The following is a 22,107-nucleotide window of genomic DNA, read 5'->3' as shown; positions in this document are numbered from 1 at the left end:
CAAACTATCGTCATGCATATTGAACAGATCAAGATTGAGAACTTTCGACTCCTTCAAAACTGCCACCTAGATATGCGAGATAAGACAACGCTACTTGTAGGAAAAAACAATACCGGAAAAACATCCTTGGCCGTTCTGTTGGAAAGGTTTCTTGAGAAGCCAGACCAATTCACATACACTGACTTTCCGATACCAATAAGGGAGAAAGTGCTCGGCATTGATGAAGAAACAAATATTGAAGAGTTGGCGATCAGGCTTGTTCTCCGCATAGCTTACGACGAGAACGATAACCTCGAAGTTCTCTCAGAGTTCATGCTCGACCTTGATCCTACGAGACGACATACCAACATCCTGTTCGAATGCTGCATAGACAAAAAGAAACTCCTTGGCGTGTTGCCGAACGACGCGAAAGAGCGAAAAAAGTTCATAGAGAACAACCTCAGTCGAAAATTTCTGGAAACGAAAATTTATGCGTTTGATGACTTCGGACATACTGAAGAAACGCCGTACTATCTTGCACACCGAGATCAGCTCGAAGAGAAAGAGCGATCCCATGTGCGGTCGCTTTTGAATTTTCAGGTCATTCATGCCCGCAGAAATGTTGCAAGTTCGGAAGACGCCGGACGTGGAGCAAAGCCTTTGTCCGCAATATCTACCAAGTTCTTTCGAAAGCGTGATATCGAGGCTGACGCAGATGACGAGACCGTCGGGGTAGATAGTGAAAGCGTTGACAAGCTTAGATCAATGCTAGCCACCATTGATGATCAGCTTGGAGAGCAGTATACGAAAGTCTTCGGAGGATTCTTGGAAAACTCACGCGACTTTCTAGAGCTGGGAAATTTAAAGGTCGTCTCAAACATCCAATCGCAATCTCTCATCGAAACATCATCGCAGGTCATTTACGGAGATACCGACAACTTTCTTCCTGAGCACCACAGCGGTCTCGGATACCTGAACATCCTTTATCTCCTTTTGCAGATTGAATTGTGTCGCGACGATTTCAACAGACGAAACGCCCCTTTGAACCTCTTAGTTATAGAAGAGCCCGAAGCACACACACATCCGCAAATGCAATATGTCTTCGCGGACAAAATTCATGGATTAGTTTCGCAAATTCCGAACTTGCAAGCTTTGTTGACGACACATTCGTCGCACATAGTTTCCAAGTCAAACTTTGAGGACATCAGGTATCTTTCACGGCAGTCACAAACAGAGCCTGTCAAGATCAAAAACTTTCATACTGACTTAAGCGCCAAGTATGAAGAACTTGGTGCGGATGGAGCAGCGATTTTTCAGTTTCTCAAGCAATACCTGACAATCAACTCTGCTGAACTATTCTTCGCAAGCAAAGCGATCTTCATCGAGGGAACCACGGAACGCATTTTGCTTCCGCTATTCTTTGAGATGCATGATCGGGAAAATATCAATGAATCCATGGGGAGCGGGTTGTCCTCACAGAATATATCCATCCTTGAAGTGGGTGCAAATGCGCGTGCGTTTGCGCCGTTTCTTGAGTTTATTGGCGTTCGCACCTTGATAATAACTGATATTGACACAACCAAAGCTGTTTTCAATGAGAAGACGGGAAAGACCAGATATCTTGCCTGCCCTGTCTCAGAATCCAGCCACACCTCAAATGAAACCCTGAAGCACTTCCTCTCAGCCCCTGATTTGAAGGACGATAGCTTCTCAGATTGGCACAAGCATCTAGTCGACGGAACTGCCAATTTGGGCGAAGGGCAGATCGCGCTCGCCTACCAACTTATGGAGAGCGGCTACCACGCAAGGAGTTTCGAGGACGCGTTCATTTCGATTAACTTTGACAAAATTAAGGCCCGAAAGGATGCGTTGGCGGGTTTAAAAACAAAAAGCAAGCTGGATGATTTCATCGACGGTGATTTTTATACACTCACAGATCAAATACTCGGAAAGAAATCCGATTTTGCAGGGTCCGTTTTGTACCTGGCGCTCGCAGAAGGCGAAACCTGGAAGGTGCCGAAATATATCATGGATGGATTAAAATGGATCCAAAAATGAACCCGGTAGATCGAATCGCAGAACTTGTTACCAACGGTGAGAACTTCGTTCTTCAAGGTGGGGCTGGAAGCGGCAAGACAGAGAGTTTGAAAAGGCTTGTTCAAAAACTTCTGGAGGTCAACCCCGGCCTCCGCATTGCTTGCATCACCCATACGAACAAAGCCGCAGAAGAAATTTCAGATCGTATACCTGGCGATATCTTCGTTTCGACGGTACACTCGTTTTTTGGTCAAGTTATTTCACCGTTTAAGAGGAGCATTCAGCAGGCATTTCCGAAAATTTTTGAATTAGATGTGTTTGTTCCTCTTGGAGTTGATCGCTATAATGACGACGAGAAGCTGTGGAAGAAAGAAGAGCACAACAGGTTCAAGAAGGCGCATGGTCAGCTCGAGAATCGCCGCAGGTCGGTACTCGGTGAAGAAACTACGAAGGTCGCTACCAAACCCGAATACGACAAGCAGCCCGACACATATAATGCGCAGCTCAATGGGTGGATTGAAGATCTCAATAAAGAAATCCGCGACAAAGCGGTTATGAGACAGCCTAACGAGTTTTACTACAATGACACTGCCTTTAACAACTTCAACGACCCTTCGTACGGCCATGATGGGCTTATAGCGTTGGCTTGCCATATTCTTGAAGACTTGCCGTTGCTCGGCAAGATCGTGTCAGATCGGTATGACTGCATCTTTATTGATGAGTATCAAGATACAAGTGCAGATGTCGTGCGCGTCCTTCTGCGCTGTTTGCCAAAAGACGGGAAAACTGTGATCGGGCTGTTCGGCGACTCTGAACAGGCCATCTATTCGGATGGCATAGGAAGCGCTCAGTCGCATATCGATGCTAAAGAACTCACACTTGTCGTTAAAGAGGACAATTATCGGTGCTCACCTCAAGTCATTAAATTCAGCAACAAATTGCGGACGGACGGTCTAAGTCAGGAAGTCGCACTAAAATCGTTTGATAATGGAACTCTTGAAACGCTTGAGAGCCGCCAGGGCAGCGTGAAACTGATTTTCGACTTGGCTCCTTCGCCGGTTGATTCGGGAGATAAGCTGGAAGACAAAAAAACGAATGCGGGGTTGTTCAGAAATGCACTTGATGCGTTGGTTGAAAAAACTGCACTCCAATATCCGGACTACGTTCAGTTAAAACTGACAAACAAGTCCATTGCAGACAATGTTGGCTTTGGAGGTATATATCAGATCTTCAATGATCGATACTCAGAACCACGTGATCGCATGCGCAAGACGTTTGATAGACTGCAATTTGGTGAAGTAATTGATCTGATTGATCTACACGCGAGTCTGCCGGGAGACAGGCGCGCATACAACCGTTTGATTGCGAAGTTACGGAAGTGTGGATATGCCATTACGTCAGTCTCAGACAAAGCCAAGCTCGATAAAATGCTTCACTCACTTAGGGAGAAGGATCGTACTGCTTATGAGACTGTACAGTATGCCGTCGAATGTGGTTTGATAAGGGTTTCGGAAGGCCACAAGTCATTTGTTGACCGGGGCAATGAGTTTTTGGCAAAGATCTCAGGTGATCCTGCCTTTGCCGAGTTTGAGAAACTATACTTGAATGGCTACCGTACAAAACTTCAAATGTCAAAGGAGGTGGCCGCAAGGAGTATGAAGCATATCAGTGCTGGGTTGCTGGAGCAGGAATACGACGACAGACTGAATGACCTTAAACAGAAAAATTTTCTTGTATCCTTGTTTTCCAAGGAAATCACGTTTGGTGAGATAAGAGCGTTCTATGAGTATGAGGACAGCGGAGGCAAATTTTCAACGATGCATAAGACGAAAGGAACGGGCATCGAGAATGTACTTCTCGTTATTGATGAGTATGGCTGGACGACGGAGTACGATTTTGTAAGCTGCTTTGAGAAGGGCGTTCCGGAAACAAAGCGGGAAATATCATCCAGGAAGCTTCTTTATGTTGCATGCTCACGAACAAAAAAGAACCTCTTGTGTGTTCGCCTAATGAAGAGTCAGGAGGAGGCCGATCTTATCGCATCTTTCTTTCCTCAATCCATCAAGCTATAGAGATTGAGACAAAGTGCGGGCGCTAAACAGATTATCCGTTATATCTTCTCTGAGGATGGGTGTTCAAGACCTTGTCAGACCAAACTTTTAACTTTTTCAGTGTGCTTGCTCTCAAACGAATGGTCTCATGAGTCAATGGCATTGAAAATACGCAACACTTGACGCTCTTCAGATGTCTCCGGCGCAATCGCAATGAATTGATCACCCATCAAGCGCTGCATCCCCAGAGACTTCAGAACCTTGTTTCCATAGACTCCTGACAGCAATGCAATGCCTTCCTTGCGCAGCACATCTCGCGCTCCTTGGTTCCCGCGCAGGCGTTTCATGGGATCTTTCTGGTCGAACAGTAGTGCTTCTGCCACTTCACGGGGCACGACCTTTCTCAGGTTTAGGCGGAAAAATGCTGCTGCTCTTGCCGTACCAGGCTGCACCTCGCGTAGAGCTCGAAATTGAGCCATATCGAAATTTCTCCATACCGATGGAGGGTAATCAGCGCCTTCAACAAGCCACAGAACATTTGCCACAGCCGACGATTTCACGCCGCGTTTTCCATCCCGATTTGGAGCGTTGAGGTATTCTTCGCGTGCGAGCATCACGCCCATCCAACACCGACTCTCATTTTCTTTTGAATTGATGACTAGACAAGGACCTTCATCTCGGTAGGTCTCCGGCGGAATCATCCAGCTGTTGTCGAGCGTGTTTTTGATATCGACGTCGCGGTTTCCGATGACCAAGTCACGGATACCTTTGGGGGCACCTAGGAAGTCGCGGACATAATGCTCGATCTTCAAGCCTACAAAGGTCTTTTCCACGTTGTCCAACTCGTGGATGGCAGTTCGTCCGGTCCGTATGGGGTCAAGTACGAAATCAATGGCGTCTCGGATGGCTTGAGGGAAGGCGGACGCGACTGCTGCCTCGCCTCCAGCCACTTCAAAAATACCTAGCCGAATTCGGTCCAATTCCTCGAAATCGGGGTGACTCGGATCAACAACTGACGGCAACATTTTCATGTTGCATCATTGGTTCAAACTCAGCGCATTGTGGAGTCTAAATATCTGAAAAGGCCGGCCTTTCGCGCTCTAGGCGACGGCGTAAAGAGTCCGTGCTGTTAAAGCTGATCGGAGTTGAGCTCCGACGGCTTCCGCCACAGGTGGCGGAAAGGCGTTGCCAACTTGACGATATGCGTTGGTTTTTGCGCCTGTGAAGTGCCAACTGTCTGGAAAGCCCTGGATTTTCGCTACCATCTGCACTGTAAGACGAGGTATGCCGACATGGTCAGGACCCGGAGCTTCGGGAGCAATCGTTCGTCCTTCGACGCCAAGTGATGCCCAAGCTTTCCTGGCGCGTGTCGGACCAAGATCGGGACCGCCATGTTTCTTACTCCCACCAACAACGGTAGGAGCGATGTCATTAGCCTGTCGTGCCCAAGCTGAAGCTCCGGCCCAGCCGTTGGCTGCCATCATTTTCCGGAGTGTTTGCCCAACCGTCTTAGGTCTATCGGCATGCGGAACTGGCCAAGAGAAATGTTCTGTACGACTCTCCTCAATGGCTATGATGACAACGCGAGGTCGGAGTTGTGGCACACCAAAATCTGACGCATTCATAAGCTTCGGTTCCGAGTGATAGCCTAGCTTCTTGAGCTGTGTCTTTAGATGGGTGCGGTAATCTTCGAACACTGCATCTAAGAAACCACGCACGTTCTCAATCATGATTGCCCGAGGGCGCATCGCATCAACTATGTCGATTGCGTCATCGAACAAGTTGCGCTCGTCAGCTTGTCCAAGTTGTTTGCCTGCCTTGGAAAAGGGCGGGCAGGGCAATCCCCCTGCCAATAGGTCTATCCCCTTATAGTTCTCCGCGTCCTGCTTGAAGAGACGCATGTCTTCCTCGAACACGTTCCAAGACGGACGATTATACCGAAGGGTATTGCAACAATGCTTGTCTATTTCCACGAGTGCTTCGTGGCCGAAACCGGCTTTCTCTAGACCAAGAGCTTGACCGCCAGCGCCAGCACAAAGTTCCAATGATGACAGCATGTAGCAGTACCTCCTAACGGCAATACAACAGGTTGCGGATTCTGGTGCAACAGTCTTTAGCGCACCGCATCTATGTTCACAAGTTGTTCCACAGTGTGCTGCTGCGCACTGGCGTAGCTGAAGTCGCTGCACACAGATGTTTACTTCATTGATCTTTGGTGTTGAATGGTGACCGGGTTGTGCACACCCGGCCACCCTGCTCCCACACGGGGAGTGTCGTCAGGTCGCTTCGCGGCGATCCAGCCTTTCTTGGAGCCAGTCTAACACTTCGCCTTCTACCCATCCCACCCTGTTGGGGCCAAGAGTGACCCGCTTTGGGAATTTCCCGACCTTTTCCAGGCGTGCAATGTGTTGCGGCGAGTAGAGAACCAACTCCTTCAGCTGGCGCTTTGACAAGATCCTCATCACGATCTCTCCATGATTGAAGAGCATCGCGATGCCCGGGTTTCGACAAGTTTCCCGAGAGGCTTCTATGTTAGGTCAGAACTCAGGACTGAATCAACGACCTTGTCAGGAAGGAGCGTTCTGGAACATTGCTTCGCATGCAAAAGGGTGGACCCAAAGGTGGACTGAAAAGGGTGGACCCAAAGGTGGACTGAGTTGATTTACAATACGCTCAACCCAATGAAGGCCAAAAGCCTGGCGGCTGGCAAGTATGCCGATGGTCAAGGATTGTGGCTTATCAAGCGCAGCCCGGGTGCGGGCAAATGGGTTCTACGCCTTTCAGTTTCCGGAAAGCGCCGGGAGATGGGTTTGGGGCCTTGGCCAGAGGTTTCAATTGCCGATGCGCGCGCTAGGGCGCTCCAAGCTAGAGCTGCGCTGCGTGACGGTATCGATCCGGTCGCCAATCGCCGCAAAGAGCAGCTCTCGGCAAGACGCATGACACTCAAAGACGCGGTCGATGGGTGCTTCAAAGCTCGGCAGGCGGAATTGAAGGCAGATGGAGCCGCAGGGCGCTGGATGTCGCCGCTGTCTGTTCATGTGTTGCCAAAGTTCGGGGCGATGGCTGTCGAAGATATTGACCAGCACGTTATAAAGAAAATTCTGGAGCCAATTTGGCATGGCAAAGCCGACACGGCGCGCAAAGCTATGAACCGGCTCAGTCTAGCGTTAAAACACGCAGCCGCGCTAGGCTTGGATGTTGATCTACAAGCAACCACGAAAGCACGAGCTCTTCTCGGGAAGCAACGGCACGAGGTAAAGCATGTACCGTCTATCCCGTACCAAGAAGCTCCTGCCTTCTACCAATGGCTTTGCGCACAGCCTCATCAATCTTGCTTTGTGCTGCGGTTCATGATGTTGACTGCAGCTCGTACTGGGGAGGTGCGGTTCGCCACCTCAGATGAAGTCATCGACAACGTGCTAGTCCTGCCGCCCGAGCGGACCAAAACCAAGCGCGAGCACAAGATACCGCTGACTGATGAGGCGCTGCAGGTGATCGAGCAGGCGCACAAGTTTGAAGGGTCGCAATTGCTGTTTCCTTCGAGCAAAGGAAAGCCCTTGTCAGACGCCACCATGAGTCGTCTTATGGAACGTGAGGGGTATGAGGCTAGACCGCATGGGTTGCGCTCAACCTTCCGGTCTTGGGCAGAGGAGTGTGCCGACGCTCCTTTCGAGGTTAAGGAGGCTTGCTTGGGGCACATTGTCGATAAAGGTGTCATCGCGGCATATCAAAGGAGTGAGCGCCTACAGAAACGAACTGAATTACTGATTGCTTGGAGTGAATATATTTGTGGCGGCAATAGTAGCACTGCAGTCTTATCGAGCGGCCACGGCGAAATTGCTGAGTAGCGCAGAAGAGGATATGCACTCCGATGCGGTAGGCTGCGATGAACAATATCGTCGATTATGAAAACCCAAAAGGAAATAAAGTTGAGTTTTAGCGTTAGGGCTGCGATTTTATTGGGGATTGCTTTTCCATCTTCGCCATGTAATAATTAAAAAGAACTTTTCCGCATTGGTGGTGAGGCACTGCAGCCCTCACTACTGAAACGGAGAAGTATCATGACTATAGATTTATCATCATTTCTAATCGAATCAATACTGGATGAAAGCAACGGCAGAGCACGCGCTCTTGCGCGGAGATTGCGGCGTTTGAGTTTTCGCAGATTCGGTCAAGTAAGAAATCCCTTCAATGTGGAAGCCTGTTCATTCAGTGAGCTGCAGGAGAAGGCCTTGAATGAACTCGAGGTCAGTTTTCCGAGCGATCAAAATATCTGACTCGACAAGTTCTAGTTCATGTGACTAACATAAAACCGACTGAAATGTCGGTTTTTTGACGAGTGGATATTCGCCGCTCTTCTTATGGAGGATGAGTTGCAAGCCAAGAAGGATGCCGCAAGTGACGCTATAAAAGGCAAATATGAAGAGATCAAGATTGCGCGCGCATCAATAGATCGAATTGAGATGGCCGCTAGGTCGGCCGATGCTATATCCGGAATATTGAGAGCAATCGATGGTTTTATTCTTGAGAACAATTTGTCTGAAAAGTCGATCGAGGAATTTTTGGGGAGTGTACTCAAGCGAGTCTTGGGGGCAATCCCTGAAATTGCGTGCATGCAGGTGTGTATATTCTCAACTAAACTTCAGCCCATAGCTGACGTAAACCGCTATGAATGGCCTTTGGAAGCAAAGCTTAAACCGGAGACATTTGATGAGGCGGCAATTTCGGTTATTTTCTATGATGCTAGTCAAGCCTTTTGCGATGCTAGCGGTAAATTGGAGTACGAGGTAGCACTTCTGCCTATCAGATTCCAAAAAGTGTTCGTTGGCGTTGTTTGGGCTGTAATACCTAAGGGGATTGAAAAGGGTGAGATATCTGAGGTTCTCCAGGGTGTATTCCAGCAGCTGTCCATTTTGGTTTCTATATATTTTGAGAAGACCGCAAACAAAGTATTTTCGAAAATGTGGGATACAATAATCAATAGCTCCCTTAGCCCCGAAGATTGCTTTGACGCCTTAGCTGAGTTCATACCTCAATTGGTGCCAGACTTTCCAAAGCTTAGGCCGAAAGACCACTTGATTCAAATATTGGTTCCGGAAGAGAGGTATTTACACATAAGAGCGACAAACGGCACTGAGAGAAGAGATACGCCGGTTTCTATGAACCAGTCCGTAGTTGGTTATTTGCTTGAATCTGATGAAAAATCGTTATTGATTGATCCCACCCAGCCGCCGTACGCAAACCTTTTTCGTGACTTTTTCTCCTCTGAAATTAGGGGAACTCCACCTCCTAAATCCGAACTCGCAATTAAACTAGAGGTTGGAAAAGAGGATTTCATTGGGGTGTTAAATATAGAGTGCCCAAAGCCAAATCAGATATCGAGTACCTTTCAAAGGATACTGGAGGCTTACTCCGGAAAGCTGGCAAGTCTGGTATATGCTTTTGAAGAGAGGCGATCAATATACGCCGACTGGGCGAAAGTTGAGACGGAGACTTCTTTGCGTTATGCCTCTCTGATATCTCAGGCGTTTGAGCATCAATGGGCTCCATCTGGCTCAGCAGTTCGCCTTCAGCTGGACTGGCTTAAGTCCAGAACGCAAGACCCCGAAATTAGAGAGGTAATTTCCAAAGCAATTGAGGAGCATAGTAAATATACTAGACAGGTTGCTGATTTCACGGATGGGTTCGAGAGTATGCTCGTGTCCTCAGACTATTTTCTTTGTGAATTGGTCTCAGATGCACTATCAATTTTTCGAGGTGCAGAGCGCCACAGAATAAGCGAGCTTGGGGGGGAGGTGTTTCAATTGGCTGCTGATCCCGAAGCGTGCGTGTATATCACGCCTGCAATAAAGATCTACATCACCAGCATATTGGAAAATTCCCTTAAATCGATGGAGGAAAAAGCAAAAAAAAATGATGCATATAGACCGAATGTGACAATTAAAATCTCAGAGCGTGAAGCAAGTAGAGCTTCTATAGCCTCAAGTATTGTTTCACTCGAAGTGCGAGACAACGGAGTCGGGGTTTCGTCGGAAAATCTTAAGTCCTTGAGGCGTTTCCGTCCCGGAACCCGCTTTAGACAAGCAGCAGATGGACGGGGGGTTGGGCTGACTGCCGTAGAAAAGTACGTCCGAGAGTTTGATGGATGGGTCGATCTTGATAGTGTTGAAGATGAATGGTTCTCGGTTACACTCAGCTTTTTAGTGTTCTAAAGAAGAAGAGGAACAAAATGTCAACTGCTCGCATTTTTTTGGTTGAAGACGTTCAATCTCATCGTGAGGCGCTTTCTGCCAACTTGTTGGAGGAAGGCTTCAAGATATACTCCGCTAAGGACAAGCTTGAAGCTATGGAGGTTTTGAATAACGTTACACCCCATGTCGCTCTTGTAGATCTCGGACTTGAGGGTAATGAACGTCCTGATGATCTTTCAGGGCAGGAGATTATTGCGAAGATCAAAAAACTTAATGAATGTACCAGAATTATTGTTGTTACCAAGCACACTGATGCTAGAACTATGCGTAAGATGACCAAAGAGCTTGGGGCAGACGATTATGTCACGAAACGTGACATTGGCATTCTAGGAACCTCGCATATATTGGATGCAATTAAAACAGAGTTGAACCAGTGCGAACTTGACGATCCAGTTGCGAGCATATTTGATGTAACTGCAGAAGTTTTTTTTCCGCAGGGAGAGAACCTTCTAGTATCTCAAATCCAGGCAACCTTGAAGGCGGATGTACCATCGATACACCGGGCGCTACTTCGATCGTTTAACTCTGCAAAACCTGTTTGTCTGCCCAAACGGAACCCTGGCATGAGAGCTTCTGGTGACAAATCGAAGTTCTCAACTTATATTTGGTCGAAGAGTTTTGGCGAAGCTGTCGAGATCGTGGTGCAATCCTCCACGAGCCAAACGCATCCGAACGCCCTGTGGGCGCGAGACTTTGGAAAAATATCTGTCTCAATTGTTTCGTCTGATGAGCCGCGGGGGGAATTCTTGGATGAGAGTGTCATATGTTTGAAGTGATAGTTGAAAATCTAGCGTGGCCAATAACCTTACTGGTAGCTCTCTTTGGGTTCCGACGTGAAATTAGGAAGGGTGCAAGAAAGATTGAAAAAATTAAGTTCAAAGATGTTGAAGTCTCATTTTCTGAAGAGCTGGACGCGGTCGAAGAGTATTTGGATCAAGTTGGGCTCATAAAGAATAGAGCAATTTCCGCAGATGAAAAGCCCAAAGGCACTTCTGAGCTTCTGGCAATGTGGGGGGATTTAGAGAGTAAAGTTCGGGGCATGTTGGAAGGTGACGGACGAAGCGATTCTGGAAATTTCAGGTCTACACTCGATATACTCAAGTCAAGAGGAAGATTGTCTGATCAGCAATACCTCGCGCTGGACAAACTTTACACAGTTAGAAATATGGTTATTCATTTAAATAAGGATGAAATATCTGAAGGGGAGATGCATCAATTTAAACTAATGGTCAAAAACCTTGAGAGCAACCTTTTTTCATAAGTGAAATATCTAGGGTCAGGATGCATTGATTTCCGCCGCACTGCGTGATTCACGGCTCCGAAAACGGAGCGGTGACATGAGCGATCTTTTCTGGCTGAGCGACGCGCAGATGGCGCGTCTTAAACCCTTCTTTCCGAAGTCTCATGGTCGGCCTCGGGTCGATGATAAGCGGGTTTTGAGCGGGATTATCTTCATCAACCGCAATGGGTTAAGGTGGCGCGATGCCCCGGAAGCATATGGCCCGCACAAGACGCTCTACAGCCGCTGGAAGCGCTGGAGCGAGAAAGGCATCTTCGCGCGGATGATGGCGGGTCTGGCCGCCGAGCACGGCGAAAAGAAGACCGTGATGATCGACGCGACATATCTGAAGGCCCACCGGACCGCGACCAGCATGGCCGCGAAAAAAGGGGGCGCGGTCGCCTGATCGGCCGAACCAAGGGTGGCATGAACACCAAACTGCATGCCGTCTGCGACAGCCAGGGGCGGCCGCTCAACCTGTTCGTCACCGCCGGTCAGGTCAGCGACTACATCGGCGCACGGGCGCTACTGAGTAGCCTGCCAAGCGTCAAATGGCTGCTCGGGGATCGCGGCTATGACGCCGACTGGTTCCGAGAAGCGTTGCAAGACAAAGGGATACGCGCCTGCATTCCCGGCCGAAAGCAGCGAAAGACCCCGGTCAAATACGACAAGCGCCGATACAAGCGGCGCAACCGCATCGAGATCATGTTCGGAAGGCTCAAGGACTGGAGGCGCGTGGCAACCCGCTACGATAGGTGTCCGAAGGTCTTCCTCTCGGCAATCGCTCTCGCAGCAACCGTCATCTTCTGGTTATGAATCCTGACCCTAAGGATTTTGCGACTAAATTGACCTGGCTGTTTCTTCGCGGCCTTTTCCAGAAAATCTCAGCCTGACCTTCGAACCTCGCGCAAAAGTTCGAGAAGTGTATCGTCACGGGTCACATCTGCACCTGGTGCATCTGAAGGGGAGTAGACAAACTTCTCATCATGCTGCTTGATCCAAATCGTCTCCCTCTGACCCGCGCACCTCGCGCAAAAGTTCGAGAAGCGTATCGTCACGGGTCACTATTGCCAATCTCGAACTTGATCGGTTCTAGACAAATATCAATCACGCCGCCTGCTCAAAATCATCTTCCGACGACCTGCCAAATCCGCGCAAAAGTTCGAGAAGTGGGTCGTGCTGGGTCACCAAAGGGGACAGTTCGGAAATTTTTCGACTGTTAAGCCATTTATATGGCTCTAGACATAGGTTTTTTCCGACCACTGTCCGGTTCGAGAAACAGTTTTTTACGATCCGACGTTTTTCGGCGTGATTTGCCAAAATATGAAGCTCTGCAAGGGTTTTTACAAGTTCGAGGAATTGTTCGATCAGCCCCTCGGTAACCTGCGCTTTTTGCACTCGTTCCAGCTCTTCCTGCAGATTTGCGATCTCTAGTTCGATCTGCAGCTTCTTGTTGTCATAGGCCGCCTTGTCGACGGTTCCGTCGATTAGCAAGTCCATCAGCCGATCTGACTTGGCTCTCGATTGCGAGATCTGCAGGTCCAGCGACCGTTCCAAATCTTGTTCAGGATTGGAACCAATGTGCGCCAGCCAGTCCGATTTTACTTTCTTTGCGTCACGCTCGGACAGCTGGCAGCAACGTAGTTGTTCCAGGACAAGCTGATCAATCTGATCCTCACGAATGGTCGTGGTCGCGCAGGATCGTTCTTGGCAACGATAGTAGACATGCCCTTTTTGGCGCTCGGGTGACATCGGACCATCACAAAGGCCACATCGAAAAAGTCCTCGATACAGATGGTTGTGGCGGGTGACTTTCTTGCCAGCTCTGCCCGACTTCACGTCCTGGACGCGCTGGAATGTTCTGGTTGAGATTATTGGCGGGTGTTGGCCGGTGTAGACCGCTCCCGTGCGTTTGATGACGATCAGGCCAGTGTAAAACGGGTTGGACAGAATGGTCTCCAGTCCGTGTTTCGTCACCGGTTTGTCCGAATGGTTGCGCAGACCCATGCGCTCAAGTTCGGGGAGCAGTGTGCGCAGGGAATGGGCACCGGAGGCATACAGATCGAACGCCCTTTTGATCATTGGTGCTTTTACTGGACAAGGCGTCTTTGGCTGACCTCGCCCATTGTCGACGTATCCAATCGGCGCGCGAAAAGGGTAGAGACCCTGCTTAAGGCGTCCATTCAATCCTTTGATCGTTTCTTCACGCAGGTTGTATATATAGTCCTCGGCGATCACCGCTTGGAGATTGGCGGCCAGACGTCCCCCGCGGGAACGGAAATCCAACGTTTCCGTGGCGAAGTAGATGTCCACACCCATATTCGGCAGCTCGGAAACAAGTGCCCAGTCACGCAAATTGCGGGCTGATCGGTCAATCTTGTGCATTATGAGACCGGCGGCGCGGCGGCGCTTGAGTTGTTTCAACATATGATTGAACACAGGACGACCACGCTTGGCAGCCGTTTCCTTTTCTTCAAACCATTGGACAACCTGCAAGCTGTGTTGACTCGCAAAATCCATGATCGCTTCTTTTTGTGCGTCGAGAGAGACCCCAAGCCCTTGCTTTTGGGTCGATACTCGAATGTATCCAAAACACGGCTTCATGGTTGTTTGGCGTTGTTTTCTGACTCTACCAAATCCTCAGAATTTTGCGAATCTGGCCAAGGCCACATCCCTTCATTCGACAAGCGCCGAAAGATCGAAAGACAGATGTCGAGATGTTCCTGGAGATGATCTTCGTGTTTCATCTCAACAGGATACGCGCCTCGGCCCAGCCTTTGTAGTCCCGCCAATGTCTAGCCTGTGCAGAGCTTGGGTAGTGTGCGCATTGAAAAGGCCCTGCTCGGGGCCTGGTCGAGCATCATGCGCACGAAGGCCTGATAGTTTGGTAGTGTCACCAAGTCTTGCCCTGCAACATGGCCCAGTTGCGCAGACAGGATGGGAGCATCGGTTGCTCCAACGCGAAAGCAAATCATGGTGCCCACGTTGCCCAGGATCGAGGCGAAAACAGGGTCTGCGTTTTGACCCGTGTGTTGTTGGCTCATGACTATTCCCAGCCCGTATTTGCGGGTTTCAGAAAGCAGGTCGGCCACCGCTTCTGTTGTGAAACTGTGGAATTCGTCAACATAGAGGAAGAACGGACGGCGCCTTGCTTCTGCGATGTCATGTCTGGAAAACGCCGCGTGGGTGATGTTGGAGACCAACAGACCGCCCAGCACGTTGGCGATGTCCGCGCCCAGGCGACCTTTGGCAAGGTTGATGACAAGCCCCTGTCCAGTGTCCATCAGGTGCCGAAACCGCAATGGCTGCGCTGGCTCACACAAAGCGGTGCGAACGACAGGATGTGACAGGAAGGCTCCCAGCTTATTGGCAATCGGCGCAAACCCATCGCTGGCATTCTTGTAGTTCATATTTGGATATTCTTCGGTCCAAAACTGGCGCACCTGCGGGTCCGTCACATACGACAGGATTTCCAAGCGAAACGCGCGATCGAGGAACATTCGCGGAATGTCGCGCAGATCAGTTGCAGGGACATCCAACAGTGCGAGCACTGCATGCCGTAGGAGATGTTCCATTCGAACGCCCCAGGCATCCGCCCATTGTTTTTTGAGCGCCTCGATAAGCCCTGAAGTGACCAGTGGACGCAGGCGCGGTGATGTCCTGGTCAATGGGTTGTAGCCATACTCAGACGCGGGATCGGCGACATTCCAATAGATTGCCTTGTGGCACGTCGCGGCGAGCGCTTCGGCCAGATCACCGTGTGGATCAATGACACACCATCCACGTCCGGCGCGATAATCCTGCATTGCCAGGTTTTGGATAAGGGTCGATTTGCCGGTGCCAGTCTGACCAACGACATACGTGTGCAAAAGCCGGTCAGGTTGGCGGATTCCAAAAAGCCGATCGCCGTGGCGGCTATAAGCGTGACCGAGAATGGAAATCGTCGGACTGATTGGAAACATCCCGCGATTGTCCCGCATACCAGCCGATATGAGTAGAGCGGCCAATCTGCGGATTTGGCAGACGGTCGGGAGTTGCGCGATCATGGCCAGCACGCAAAACTGAATATGGAACGTTCTTTGTCTTCTTTCGAGGGGTACGTCTGACGCGGTGTCGGACGGCCACCCCACGGAAGGAGACCGACATGGGAACCAAGAAACGGCAAATCTGGGACATGGTTGGAGCATATCCGATTTGTCCCGATTGCGGATCCAAACAAGTCGTCCGGGATGCTTGGGCGGAATGGAGCATGGCCACCCAAGACTGGCAGCTGAAGTCCATTTTCGATCACTTTGTGTGTGATGTTTGCGGGAAAGAGAACACACCCGACTGGCTGCTTGACGAGGTGTACCGAACCCAACGTATCCGGCGGCTGAATGACCTATTGCGCCGGGGTCAGGCAGATCAGGCAACAATTCTGCTCACCGCCGGTGTGCAAGCCGCAGGCGACGACTTTGCGACATCCGCCGTCAAAGCGATGTCGGAGTTCGATGACTTCTCAGAAGACAACGATCCGCATCACGAACACGATTTTGGGGCCTTTGAGATCGGCCAGGAAAAGCTGTTCTTCAAAATCGATTATTTCGATCCGGCACTGGAGCGGCACAGTGATGATGCCGCCGATCCTAACGTGACGCATCGGGTCCTGACCATCATGCTGGCCAGCGAATACTGATGGCCCGGCAACCACGCCCGCTCTCGCAAACGGACAAGGAGGAAGCTTTCCGAACCGCCACCAAGGCTCTGCCCAAGTGGTATGGTGAAGAGATTGGCCGTGGCATGACCGACAGCGAGCTCTCAGCAGCCCTGGAACGCGTTCTAGGCATCTGGGGCGGCAGTTGTGGGCCTGATCGCCTTGACGTGAGGTTTCAAGGCTCCGGTCTCAAGATCTGGGCCGGTTGGCATATCGTCAATCACGTAACCGAGGCCCCGCTGTTCAAAGGCAAGCAGACAGTGGCCATGGCCCGCTACCTCTATGGAATTGATGATCCGGACAAAGCGCAAATGTCTCTGTTCTGAGCATGGCCCGCCTCTGTGGCGGGCCATTTCTGTCTGCGAGTAGTGAACAGTATGGGGTCTGGCGCGATGCCGCCAAATTCGCGAGAATAGAGGTACTCTGGAATTGAAAACGGGTGGTGCCTCTGCGGGTATTGGAGCGGGTGGCGCGAAAGGGGTTACCCTTTCGCTTTCCGCCATACCACGCGCTTCAGAGCCCGGCGCACAGGCACCACCCGTTTTCATAATCGGCAGCTGACCGGTGGTACCGGCATTTGTCGGGTTCGGCTATCATCACCGCGTTATTCGCTAGTTCATTTACATCATGTTTGAAGAGTTCATTCTTGACCTCAAATCGATGCGCAAAAAATCAGGCCTCAGCCAGGAGGATTGCGGACATCTGATCGGGTCAACCCATAACATTATTGGTCGGATTGAACGCGGTGAGCGCAAGCCAACCGTGGAAGAAATCTGCGCCTTGCAGCTCTTGTTTGCCAGAAGCTTTGACAGCCTCTACGGCGAGTGCCTCGGCAAAGCCCGTGTAACGCTGGCTGACAATCTGCGCACTTTGCCCGAGCCTCAAGATGACGGAGCCTTTATCGGTGCTCGCAATGCCTTTCTCAAACGCCTTGAAGTCCGATTGAAAGATAGCTCGTCGGACCATGACGCGTAGTGGCCAGAGGGCCCTTGCCGTCGCCGTGCGGTGCGGTCGGCTTGGAGCTGTTCTCGTCGATGACGGCGACCTGATCATTTGGGACACGTCGGGCAAAGGGGCGAGCTCGGTGCCATCAGCACTCGAAACGCTGCATGGCTGGATCGAAGAGTTTCGACCTGACATCCTGGTCACCGAAAACCCGGATTCCGCAGGTCGCAAACTGGGGAGGCAACTGCGGATCTTGCGCGCGTTTCAGGCCGCGGGCCAGGAGCAGGACATCCTCAACCTTGTCATTCGCCGCGAACGAAAGTTCGACAACGCCTATGACGAAGCAGCGGATTTCGCAGAGACATTCCCAGATATTGCGCCACTCTTGCCAATGAAGCCGCCAATCTGGGGGAAAGAGCCTTATGGCCTAATTTATTTCGAAGCTCTCGCCCTTATTCGAGACGCTGGCCTTCTTCGACATCGCCCTGCTGATTTCGAATTGTAGAGTCTAAACCATTCAGTTCTTTATTGACACGTTGCACCTCATGGTTGCAGCGTGTTTTGCATTGTTCTGGGAGTTTTTGATATGAGATCTTATGAAGCAGCCCGAGGCTTGTTTGGGTTCCTCGGATTTGTCGCTTGGTGTGCAATTGTTGTTGGTGTTTTGGTGGCTATCAGTGCCGCTTCGGCCATGGGCCAAATGCGCAGTTTTGGAGGTGCCCCGAACGGAATGGCCGTCATGATGGCAACTATACCGGGACTGGCTATGGCGATTTCCGGCTTTCTCAGTCTGGCATTGGTGCAAACTGGACGGGCCGCCGTCGATACCGCCGAGTACACGCAGCAGATGCTAAAGATCGCCCGTGACCAATTGGAGGTTTCGCGGGACGCGTTGCGGCAGGGCGAAACCATCCAAAAAAGCTTCGCCGCGCTTCAGTCCAATGCTGACGCCGAGCAAATCGAAACCCCGACTAATGCACCCAGCTACCGTGACGATCTGCCAGTATCCACAAAAGCACTCAAGCTGGAACATGTCATCGGCACCACAATCGAATACGGATCAAAGAGAATCAAAGTGACCAAAGACGGATATGTTTTTGGAGATGCCATCTATCCCACGCTCGATGAGGCAAAAGCCAAGATCGATGAACAAAGCACAAGCCCCAAAATCTCCTCGACGCTACGGGTGCCAAGTGGTCATCTTCCAATAGATCCGAAAGTGATTGCCGACACCTTGAAACGCAGTTGATCCCCATAGTGCCCCCCAACCTCTATGGGGGTCATGTATGGGGAAACATCGCGGAACTTGCCGTCACATACCGGCACAAAAACCAATCGACACGGACCATGACTTTATCTGCTTACGCATCTAAACCCACCGCTCCCACCCTTCGTCTTTTTGCAGGGTGAACCGGTGCGTATTTCGATCAGCCATGACACGGTGCAACGGGGCTGGCTTTTCAAAACCACGTATTACGAGGTCTCTCTTTCGGTGGCCCTGACCCACGAAGAAAAACAGATCATACGGCAACGCAACCTTCAAAAAACCAAGCTGCTTGACCGCAGGCCCGCCGACGCAAAAAACGATGCCCGCGACGAGAAGTTCGAGCTCCGCGTCGAACACGTTCTGACCGGACGAACTGATCGCTTCCTGTGTGCGACGCCGTCAAGAGCCAAGATCTACGAAGACAATCTGCTTGCCATGCTCGGGCAGATGAAACTCTGGCTCGACGACAACGCCGAGACCGGTGCGCGTACAGTGGTTGAGCTCTGATGGCGCGCGGGAATGAAACGGTGGCGGACAGCCTGTTGTTCCTTTCTATTGCGCTGGCACTTGTGCTGCTTCTCGCGATGATCCTCACCCCCGTCATGCTGATCGCCGTTCCGTCCTATATCGGATTCCGCCTCTATCGCGACAGTCCGGCGCGCCTTGAACGGCTGGCACGCGAAGAAACGGACGTGTTGTATCACCACGCCTGCTCAGGACAGGCGGAGTTGACCGACGCGGAAATCGAAGCGGCGCTGTCAAAACACTGGCCCCCGGACACCCCGGACGCACTGCGCATCCAGCTTCTGCAATTGGGACGGGCCCTACTCGACGACGAGGGCTTGGTGCCTGATATTCCGCCGCCCCCGGCACTTTGCAATACGGTTGAGGGCGCGCGGTACCGCGACCAGCTCGCTCGCCTCGGGCAGGCCCGCAATGACCGGGTCATGGTGCTTTCGGCACTTGATGCGATTTCTCGCAGCCTTTCGGTGGTGGCGAATTCAGTTCCACCAATTGAAGGTGGCGTCTTGGTCGAGGTCTCGCAATTTCTGCACCCGATTGGCAGCGCGGTTGAGGCGGTGATCGCACCCTTCTTTGCCGAGAATGACTACCGGCATTTCAAGCGCCTCCGACAACAGCTGGATGGCAACCTTGCAGCAACGCATCGGACAAATCCGGTATTCCCGCGCGACTACAAACACGACGATGTTGTCGACGTGTATCTGAAGGGCACGCGCCTCAAGACACTCTTTGGCCTGCGGACGCCATTTGAAATCCCTGAAGCCCGTCGCTTCGAGCATACGCACATGGTGGCTGGCTCCGGGCACGGCAAAACCCAGACGCTGCAATATTTCATATCCGAAGATCTCAAGGATGTGGCCAAAGGGCAGAAATCGGTCATCGTCATCGATAGTCAGGGCGACCTGATTCAAAACCTCTTGGCAGCACGAACGCTGCCACCGGAGCGGGTGGTGCTGATTGATCCTGAAGATATCGGCTTCCCGGTTTCCCTGAACCTGTTTTCAGTCGGTCAGGACCGATTGGCCGACTACGATCCGCTGGAACGCGAGCGCCTGACAAATTCCATCATCGAATTATACGACTTCGTTTTGGGCTCGCTCTTGTCGGCGGGCATGACGGCCAAGCAAAGCGTGGTCTTTCGTTATGTGACGCGCCTCATGTTCCATATTCCGAACGCGACCATCCACACACTTCGGGAACTGATGGAACCGGGCGGGACAGAAAAATACCGCGACCAGATCGACAAGCTGGAGGGCACGCCGCGCCGCTTCTTTGAAACCGAGTTCGACAGCAAGGAATTTGCAAACACAAAGACACAGGTACTGCGCCGCCTTTATGGCGTCCTTGAGAACCAGACCTTTGAGCGGATGTTTTCCCACCCGCAGTCGAAGTTCGACATGTTTGCAGAGATGAATGCGGGCAAGCTGATCCTCATCAACACCAGCAAGTCGCTCCTCAAGGAACAGGGAACAGAGATCTTTGGCCGTTTCTTCATTGCGCTGATTGCCCAGGCGGCGCAGGAACGCGCGACGCTTCAGGCACGCGATCGACTGCCTGCCCTTGTCTATATCGACGAGGCGCAAGACTACTTTGACCAGAATATCGGCGTCATCCTCTCTCAGGCGCGCAAATACAACGTCGGCATGGTGATGGCTCATCAGTACCTGGGACAGCTCACAAGCGGTCTGCAGGAGGCATTTGAGGCCAATACCTCGATCAAACTGGCGGGGGGTGTTTCGGCGCGAGATGCCCGGGCACTGGCCGGGCAAATGTCATGTGATCCCGATCTTATCCAGCGCCAGCCCAAGGGCACGTTCGCCACCTTTGTCCGTGGTCTTACAGACCGCGCGGCACCAATCAGCTTCCCATTCTTCGTGCTTGAAGGCCTGCCGCGAGCGACAAAAGCAGAGGTTGATGCGATCCGGCAACATAGCCGCGATCGCTACGCCGAACCACTGCGAGCCGCTGCGGAACATACCGACACACCGGAGGGGAAAGGGCCTGATCCAGAAGAAAAATTCGACGACAGAGACCCAACCGACCCTTCGCCGGAGCTCTGATGTACATTATCCTTGCCCCCATGCCCCAGACCGACAGCATAGGCCGCGCCACCTTCCACTACATACCGCACGAGACCGGGGTGCGCCCGACTGAGCGCGAGATCCGCTGGCTGAAACACATCGAACGCCACGGCCCCCAATCTTCCGTCTACCTCTACGAGCTGACGCGCGATACGCATCGTTGCAAGGACACGGCGCTACGGGCGATGCAAAAACTGCGCGCCGGTGGCTTTCTGACCTTGCCGCGCCAGCAACGCGTTACCGAACGGGCCGAGTTCAATCCGTACATCTATGACTTCACCAAACGGTCCCGTGATTTCCTTGTCGACCATGATCTCGCCGAACCCACCATCCGCCCGACCGGGCATTGGTGGCACGCCTATGCAACGGCCTGTGTCACAAGTTCGATTGACATCGCAGCCGCCAAGGTCGGCGTGCGGTATATTCCGGGGCACCATATCCTCGCCAAGAAAGATGCTCCGCTTGGTATCCCTACCTCGATGGGCACGGTAATCCCCGACCAGCTATTCGCCCTCGACTATGGCGGCAGCTTCCGAGCCTTTGCGCTTGAAGTTGATCGCGGCACCGAGCCAAAAACGTCGACTGCGGCGCGGAAATCATACGCGCGGTCAATTGCGCAGTATGCTGAGATCATTGAGCGCGGGCTGCACCGTAATCACTATGGCCTTAAGGCGAACCTGTTGGTGTTGTGGGTGTTTGCGTGCAGACGAGATCAAGACAGTTTTTTGGACCTGTGCGGTGGATTATCATCGACTGCTCAATCAAGCATTTTGACAATTCATGGCGGGAGTGTGAGCGCAGCGCCAGGCAGCTTGGTTAATCTTGGGGCGTGGATGCGAGCGGCGGGGGAGGACGTATCCTTGGTGGTGGAATGACCGCACCAATGGTGGCGGCCCAGTTGTCTACTTCGACTATACCTTTTTTGTGACAGCCGCATCATGTTCCAAAACCCGTCGCCGCATTGTTTAGCGCGATTATCGTTGGGCATTGCCGCGCCGCGTT

General features: G+C 51.6%; 20 protein-coding genes. 15 read left to right on the top strand and 5 right to left on the bottom strand.

Annotation, left to right across the window (positions count from 1 at the left end):
- Positions 1-12: 12 nt before the first annotated feature.
- Positions 13-2,037 carry an ATP-dependent nuclease gene (locus ACOYQJ_RS22040; protein WP_422908124.1) on the top strand — a complete coding sequence of 675 codons (2,025 nt, stop codon included), beginning with the start codon at positions 13-15 and terminating at the stop codon, positions 2,035-2,037.
- Positions 2,022-4,088, top strand: a complete 2,067-nt coding sequence (locus ACOYQJ_RS22035; protein ID WP_422908123.1) for a UvrD-helicase domain-containing protein — start codon at positions 2,022-2,024, stop codon at positions 4,086-4,088. Before ACOYQJ_RS22040 ends, ACOYQJ_RS22035 begins: the two co-directional genes overlap by 16 nt.
- 125 nt (positions 4,089-4,213) lie before the next feature.
- Here ACOYQJ_RS22035 and ACOYQJ_RS22030 read toward each other — a convergent pair whose 3' ends face one another.
- The 3 genes from ACOYQJ_RS22030 to ACOYQJ_RS22020 all read right to left on the bottom strand — a co-directional run bounded on the left by ACOYQJ_RS22030 (position 4,214) and on the right by ACOYQJ_RS22020 (position 6,529).
- Positions 4,214-5,098, bottom strand: a complete 885-nt coding sequence (locus ACOYQJ_RS22030) for a NaeI family type II restriction endonuclease (protein WP_422908122.1) — start codon at positions 5,096-5,098, stop codon at positions 4,214-4,216.
- A gap of 69 nt (positions 5,099-5,167) precedes the next feature.
- On the bottom strand, positions 5,168-6,124 hold the full coding sequence (locus tag ACOYQJ_RS22025) for a DNA cytosine methyltransferase (protein ID WP_422908121.1): 957 nt from the start codon (positions 6,122-6,124) through the stop codon (positions 5,168-5,170).
- Between the two features lie 219 nt (positions 6,125-6,343).
- Positions 6,344-6,529: a helix-turn-helix transcriptional regulator gene (locus tag ACOYQJ_RS22020; RefSeq protein ID WP_422908142.1), complete on the bottom strand. Its 186-nt coding sequence runs from the start codon at positions 6,527-6,529 to the stop codon at positions 6,344-6,346.
- A 195-nt stretch (positions 6,530-6,724) separates the two neighbouring features.
- On the opposite strand from ACOYQJ_RS22020, the gene ACOYQJ_RS22015 reads away from it, so the two are divergent.
- The 5 genes from ACOYQJ_RS22015 (at position 6,725) to ACOYQJ_RS21995 (ending at position 12,413) form a co-directional block, all read left to right on the top strand.
- Positions 6,725-7,915 carry a tyrosine-type recombinase/integrase gene (locus ACOYQJ_RS22015; RefSeq protein ID WP_422908120.1) on the top strand — a complete coding sequence of 397 codons (1,191 nt, stop codon included), beginning with the start codon at positions 6,725-6,727 and terminating at the stop codon, positions 7,913-7,915.
- 525 nt (positions 7,916-8,440) lie between these two features.
- Complete coding sequence (locus ACOYQJ_RS22010; protein WP_422908119.1) at positions 8,441-10,279, top strand: sensor histidine kinase; 1,839 nt, start codon at positions 8,441-8,443, stop codon at positions 10,277-10,279.
- Between the two features lie 17 nt (positions 10,280-10,296).
- The gene (locus ACOYQJ_RS22005; protein ID WP_422908118.1) at positions 10,297-11,094 is read left to right on the top strand and encodes a response regulator transcription factor; all 798 of its coding nucleotides are present in this window, start codon (positions 10,297-10,299) and stop codon (positions 11,092-11,094) included.
- On the top strand, positions 11,082-11,579 hold the full coding sequence (locus ACOYQJ_RS22000) for a hypothetical protein (protein ID WP_422908117.1): 498 nt from the start codon (positions 11,082-11,084) through the stop codon (positions 11,577-11,579). The genes ACOYQJ_RS22005 and ACOYQJ_RS22000 overlap by 13 nt, the downstream gene beginning before the upstream one ends.
- Before the next feature lie 76 nt (positions 11,580-11,655).
- Positions 11,656-12,413, top strand: a protein-coding gene (locus ACOYQJ_RS21995) for an IS5 family transposase (protein ID WP_422908116.1) whose coding sequence is annotated in 2 segments (ribosomal slippage) — positions 11,656-11,992 and positions 11,992-12,413 — 759 coding nt in all. Because the reading frame shifts where the segments join, the coding sequence is not laid out codon by codon here.
- A gap of 291 nt (positions 12,414-12,704) precedes the next feature.
- On the opposite strand, the gene ACOYQJ_RS21990 is transcribed toward ACOYQJ_RS21995, so the two are convergent.
- Positions 12,705-14,201 carry a recombinase family protein gene (locus ACOYQJ_RS21990; RefSeq protein WP_422908115.1) on the bottom strand — a complete coding sequence of 499 codons (1,497 nt, stop codon included), beginning with the start codon at positions 14,199-14,201 and terminating at the stop codon, positions 12,705-12,707.
- A gap of 191 nt (positions 14,202-14,392) precedes the next feature.
- A complete protein-coding gene (locus ACOYQJ_RS21985; RefSeq protein ID WP_422908114.1) occupies positions 14,393-15,643 on the bottom strand; it encodes a type IV secretory system conjugative DNA transfer family protein in 1,251 nt (416 codons plus the stop codon).
- 203 nt (positions 15,644-15,846) lie between these two features.
- Between ACOYQJ_RS21985 and ACOYQJ_RS21980 the strand changes: the two genes are divergently transcribed.
- From ACOYQJ_RS21980 to ACOYQJ_RS21945, 8 genes are all read left to right on the top strand, one after another.
- Positions 15,847-16,272 carry a DUF3768 domain-containing protein gene (locus ACOYQJ_RS21980; protein ID WP_422908113.1) on the top strand — a complete coding sequence of 142 codons (426 nt, stop codon included), beginning with the start codon at positions 15,847-15,849 and terminating at the stop codon, positions 16,270-16,272.
- Positions 16,272-16,616 (top strand): hypothetical protein, encoded by a 345-nt coding sequence (locus tag ACOYQJ_RS21975; RefSeq protein WP_422908112.1) that lies wholly within the window; start codon positions 16,272-16,274, stop codon positions 16,614-16,616. Before ACOYQJ_RS21980 ends, ACOYQJ_RS21975 begins: the two co-directional genes overlap by 1 nt.
- Before the next feature lie 301 nt (positions 16,617-16,917).
- Positions 16,918-17,265, top strand: a complete 348-nt coding sequence (locus tag ACOYQJ_RS21970; protein ID WP_422908111.1) for a helix-turn-helix transcriptional regulator — start codon at positions 16,918-16,920, stop codon at positions 17,263-17,265.
- Entirely contained in the window at positions 17,255-17,740 is a 486-nt protein-coding gene (locus tag ACOYQJ_RS21965) for a hypothetical protein (protein WP_422908110.1), read from the top strand. Before ACOYQJ_RS21970 ends, ACOYQJ_RS21965 begins: the two co-directional genes overlap by 11 nt.
- Positions 17,741-17,821: 81 nt before the next feature.
- Entirely contained in the window at positions 17,822-18,484 is a 663-nt protein-coding gene (locus ACOYQJ_RS21960; RefSeq protein ID WP_422908109.1) for a hypothetical protein, read from the top strand.
- Positions 18,485-18,649: 165 nt separating this feature from the next.
- Positions 18,650-19,009: a hypothetical protein gene (locus ACOYQJ_RS21955; RefSeq protein WP_422908108.1), complete on the top strand. Its 360-nt coding sequence runs from the start codon at positions 18,650-18,652 to the stop codon at positions 19,007-19,009.
- Positions 19,009-21,084: a type IV secretory system conjugative DNA transfer family protein gene (locus ACOYQJ_RS21950; RefSeq protein ID WP_422908107.1), complete on the top strand. Its 2,076-nt coding sequence runs from the start codon at positions 19,009-19,011 to the stop codon at positions 21,082-21,084. Before ACOYQJ_RS21955 ends, ACOYQJ_RS21950 begins: the two co-directional genes overlap by 1 nt.
- A complete protein-coding gene (locus ACOYQJ_RS21945) occupies positions 21,084-21,980 on the top strand; it encodes a replication-relaxation family protein (protein ID WP_422908106.1) in 897 nt (298 codons plus the stop codon). The genes ACOYQJ_RS21950 and ACOYQJ_RS21945 overlap by 1 nt, the downstream gene beginning before the upstream one ends.
- The last annotated feature ends 127 nt before the right edge of the window (positions 21,981-22,107 follow it).

This window comes from Pacificoceanicola algae (assembly GCF_049341065.1).
Classification (GTDB): Bacteria; Pseudomonadota; Alphaproteobacteria; order Rhodobacterales; family Rhodobacteraceae; genus Pacificoceanicola.
This window is presented reverse-complemented; position numbering and strand designations above follow the sequence as displayed.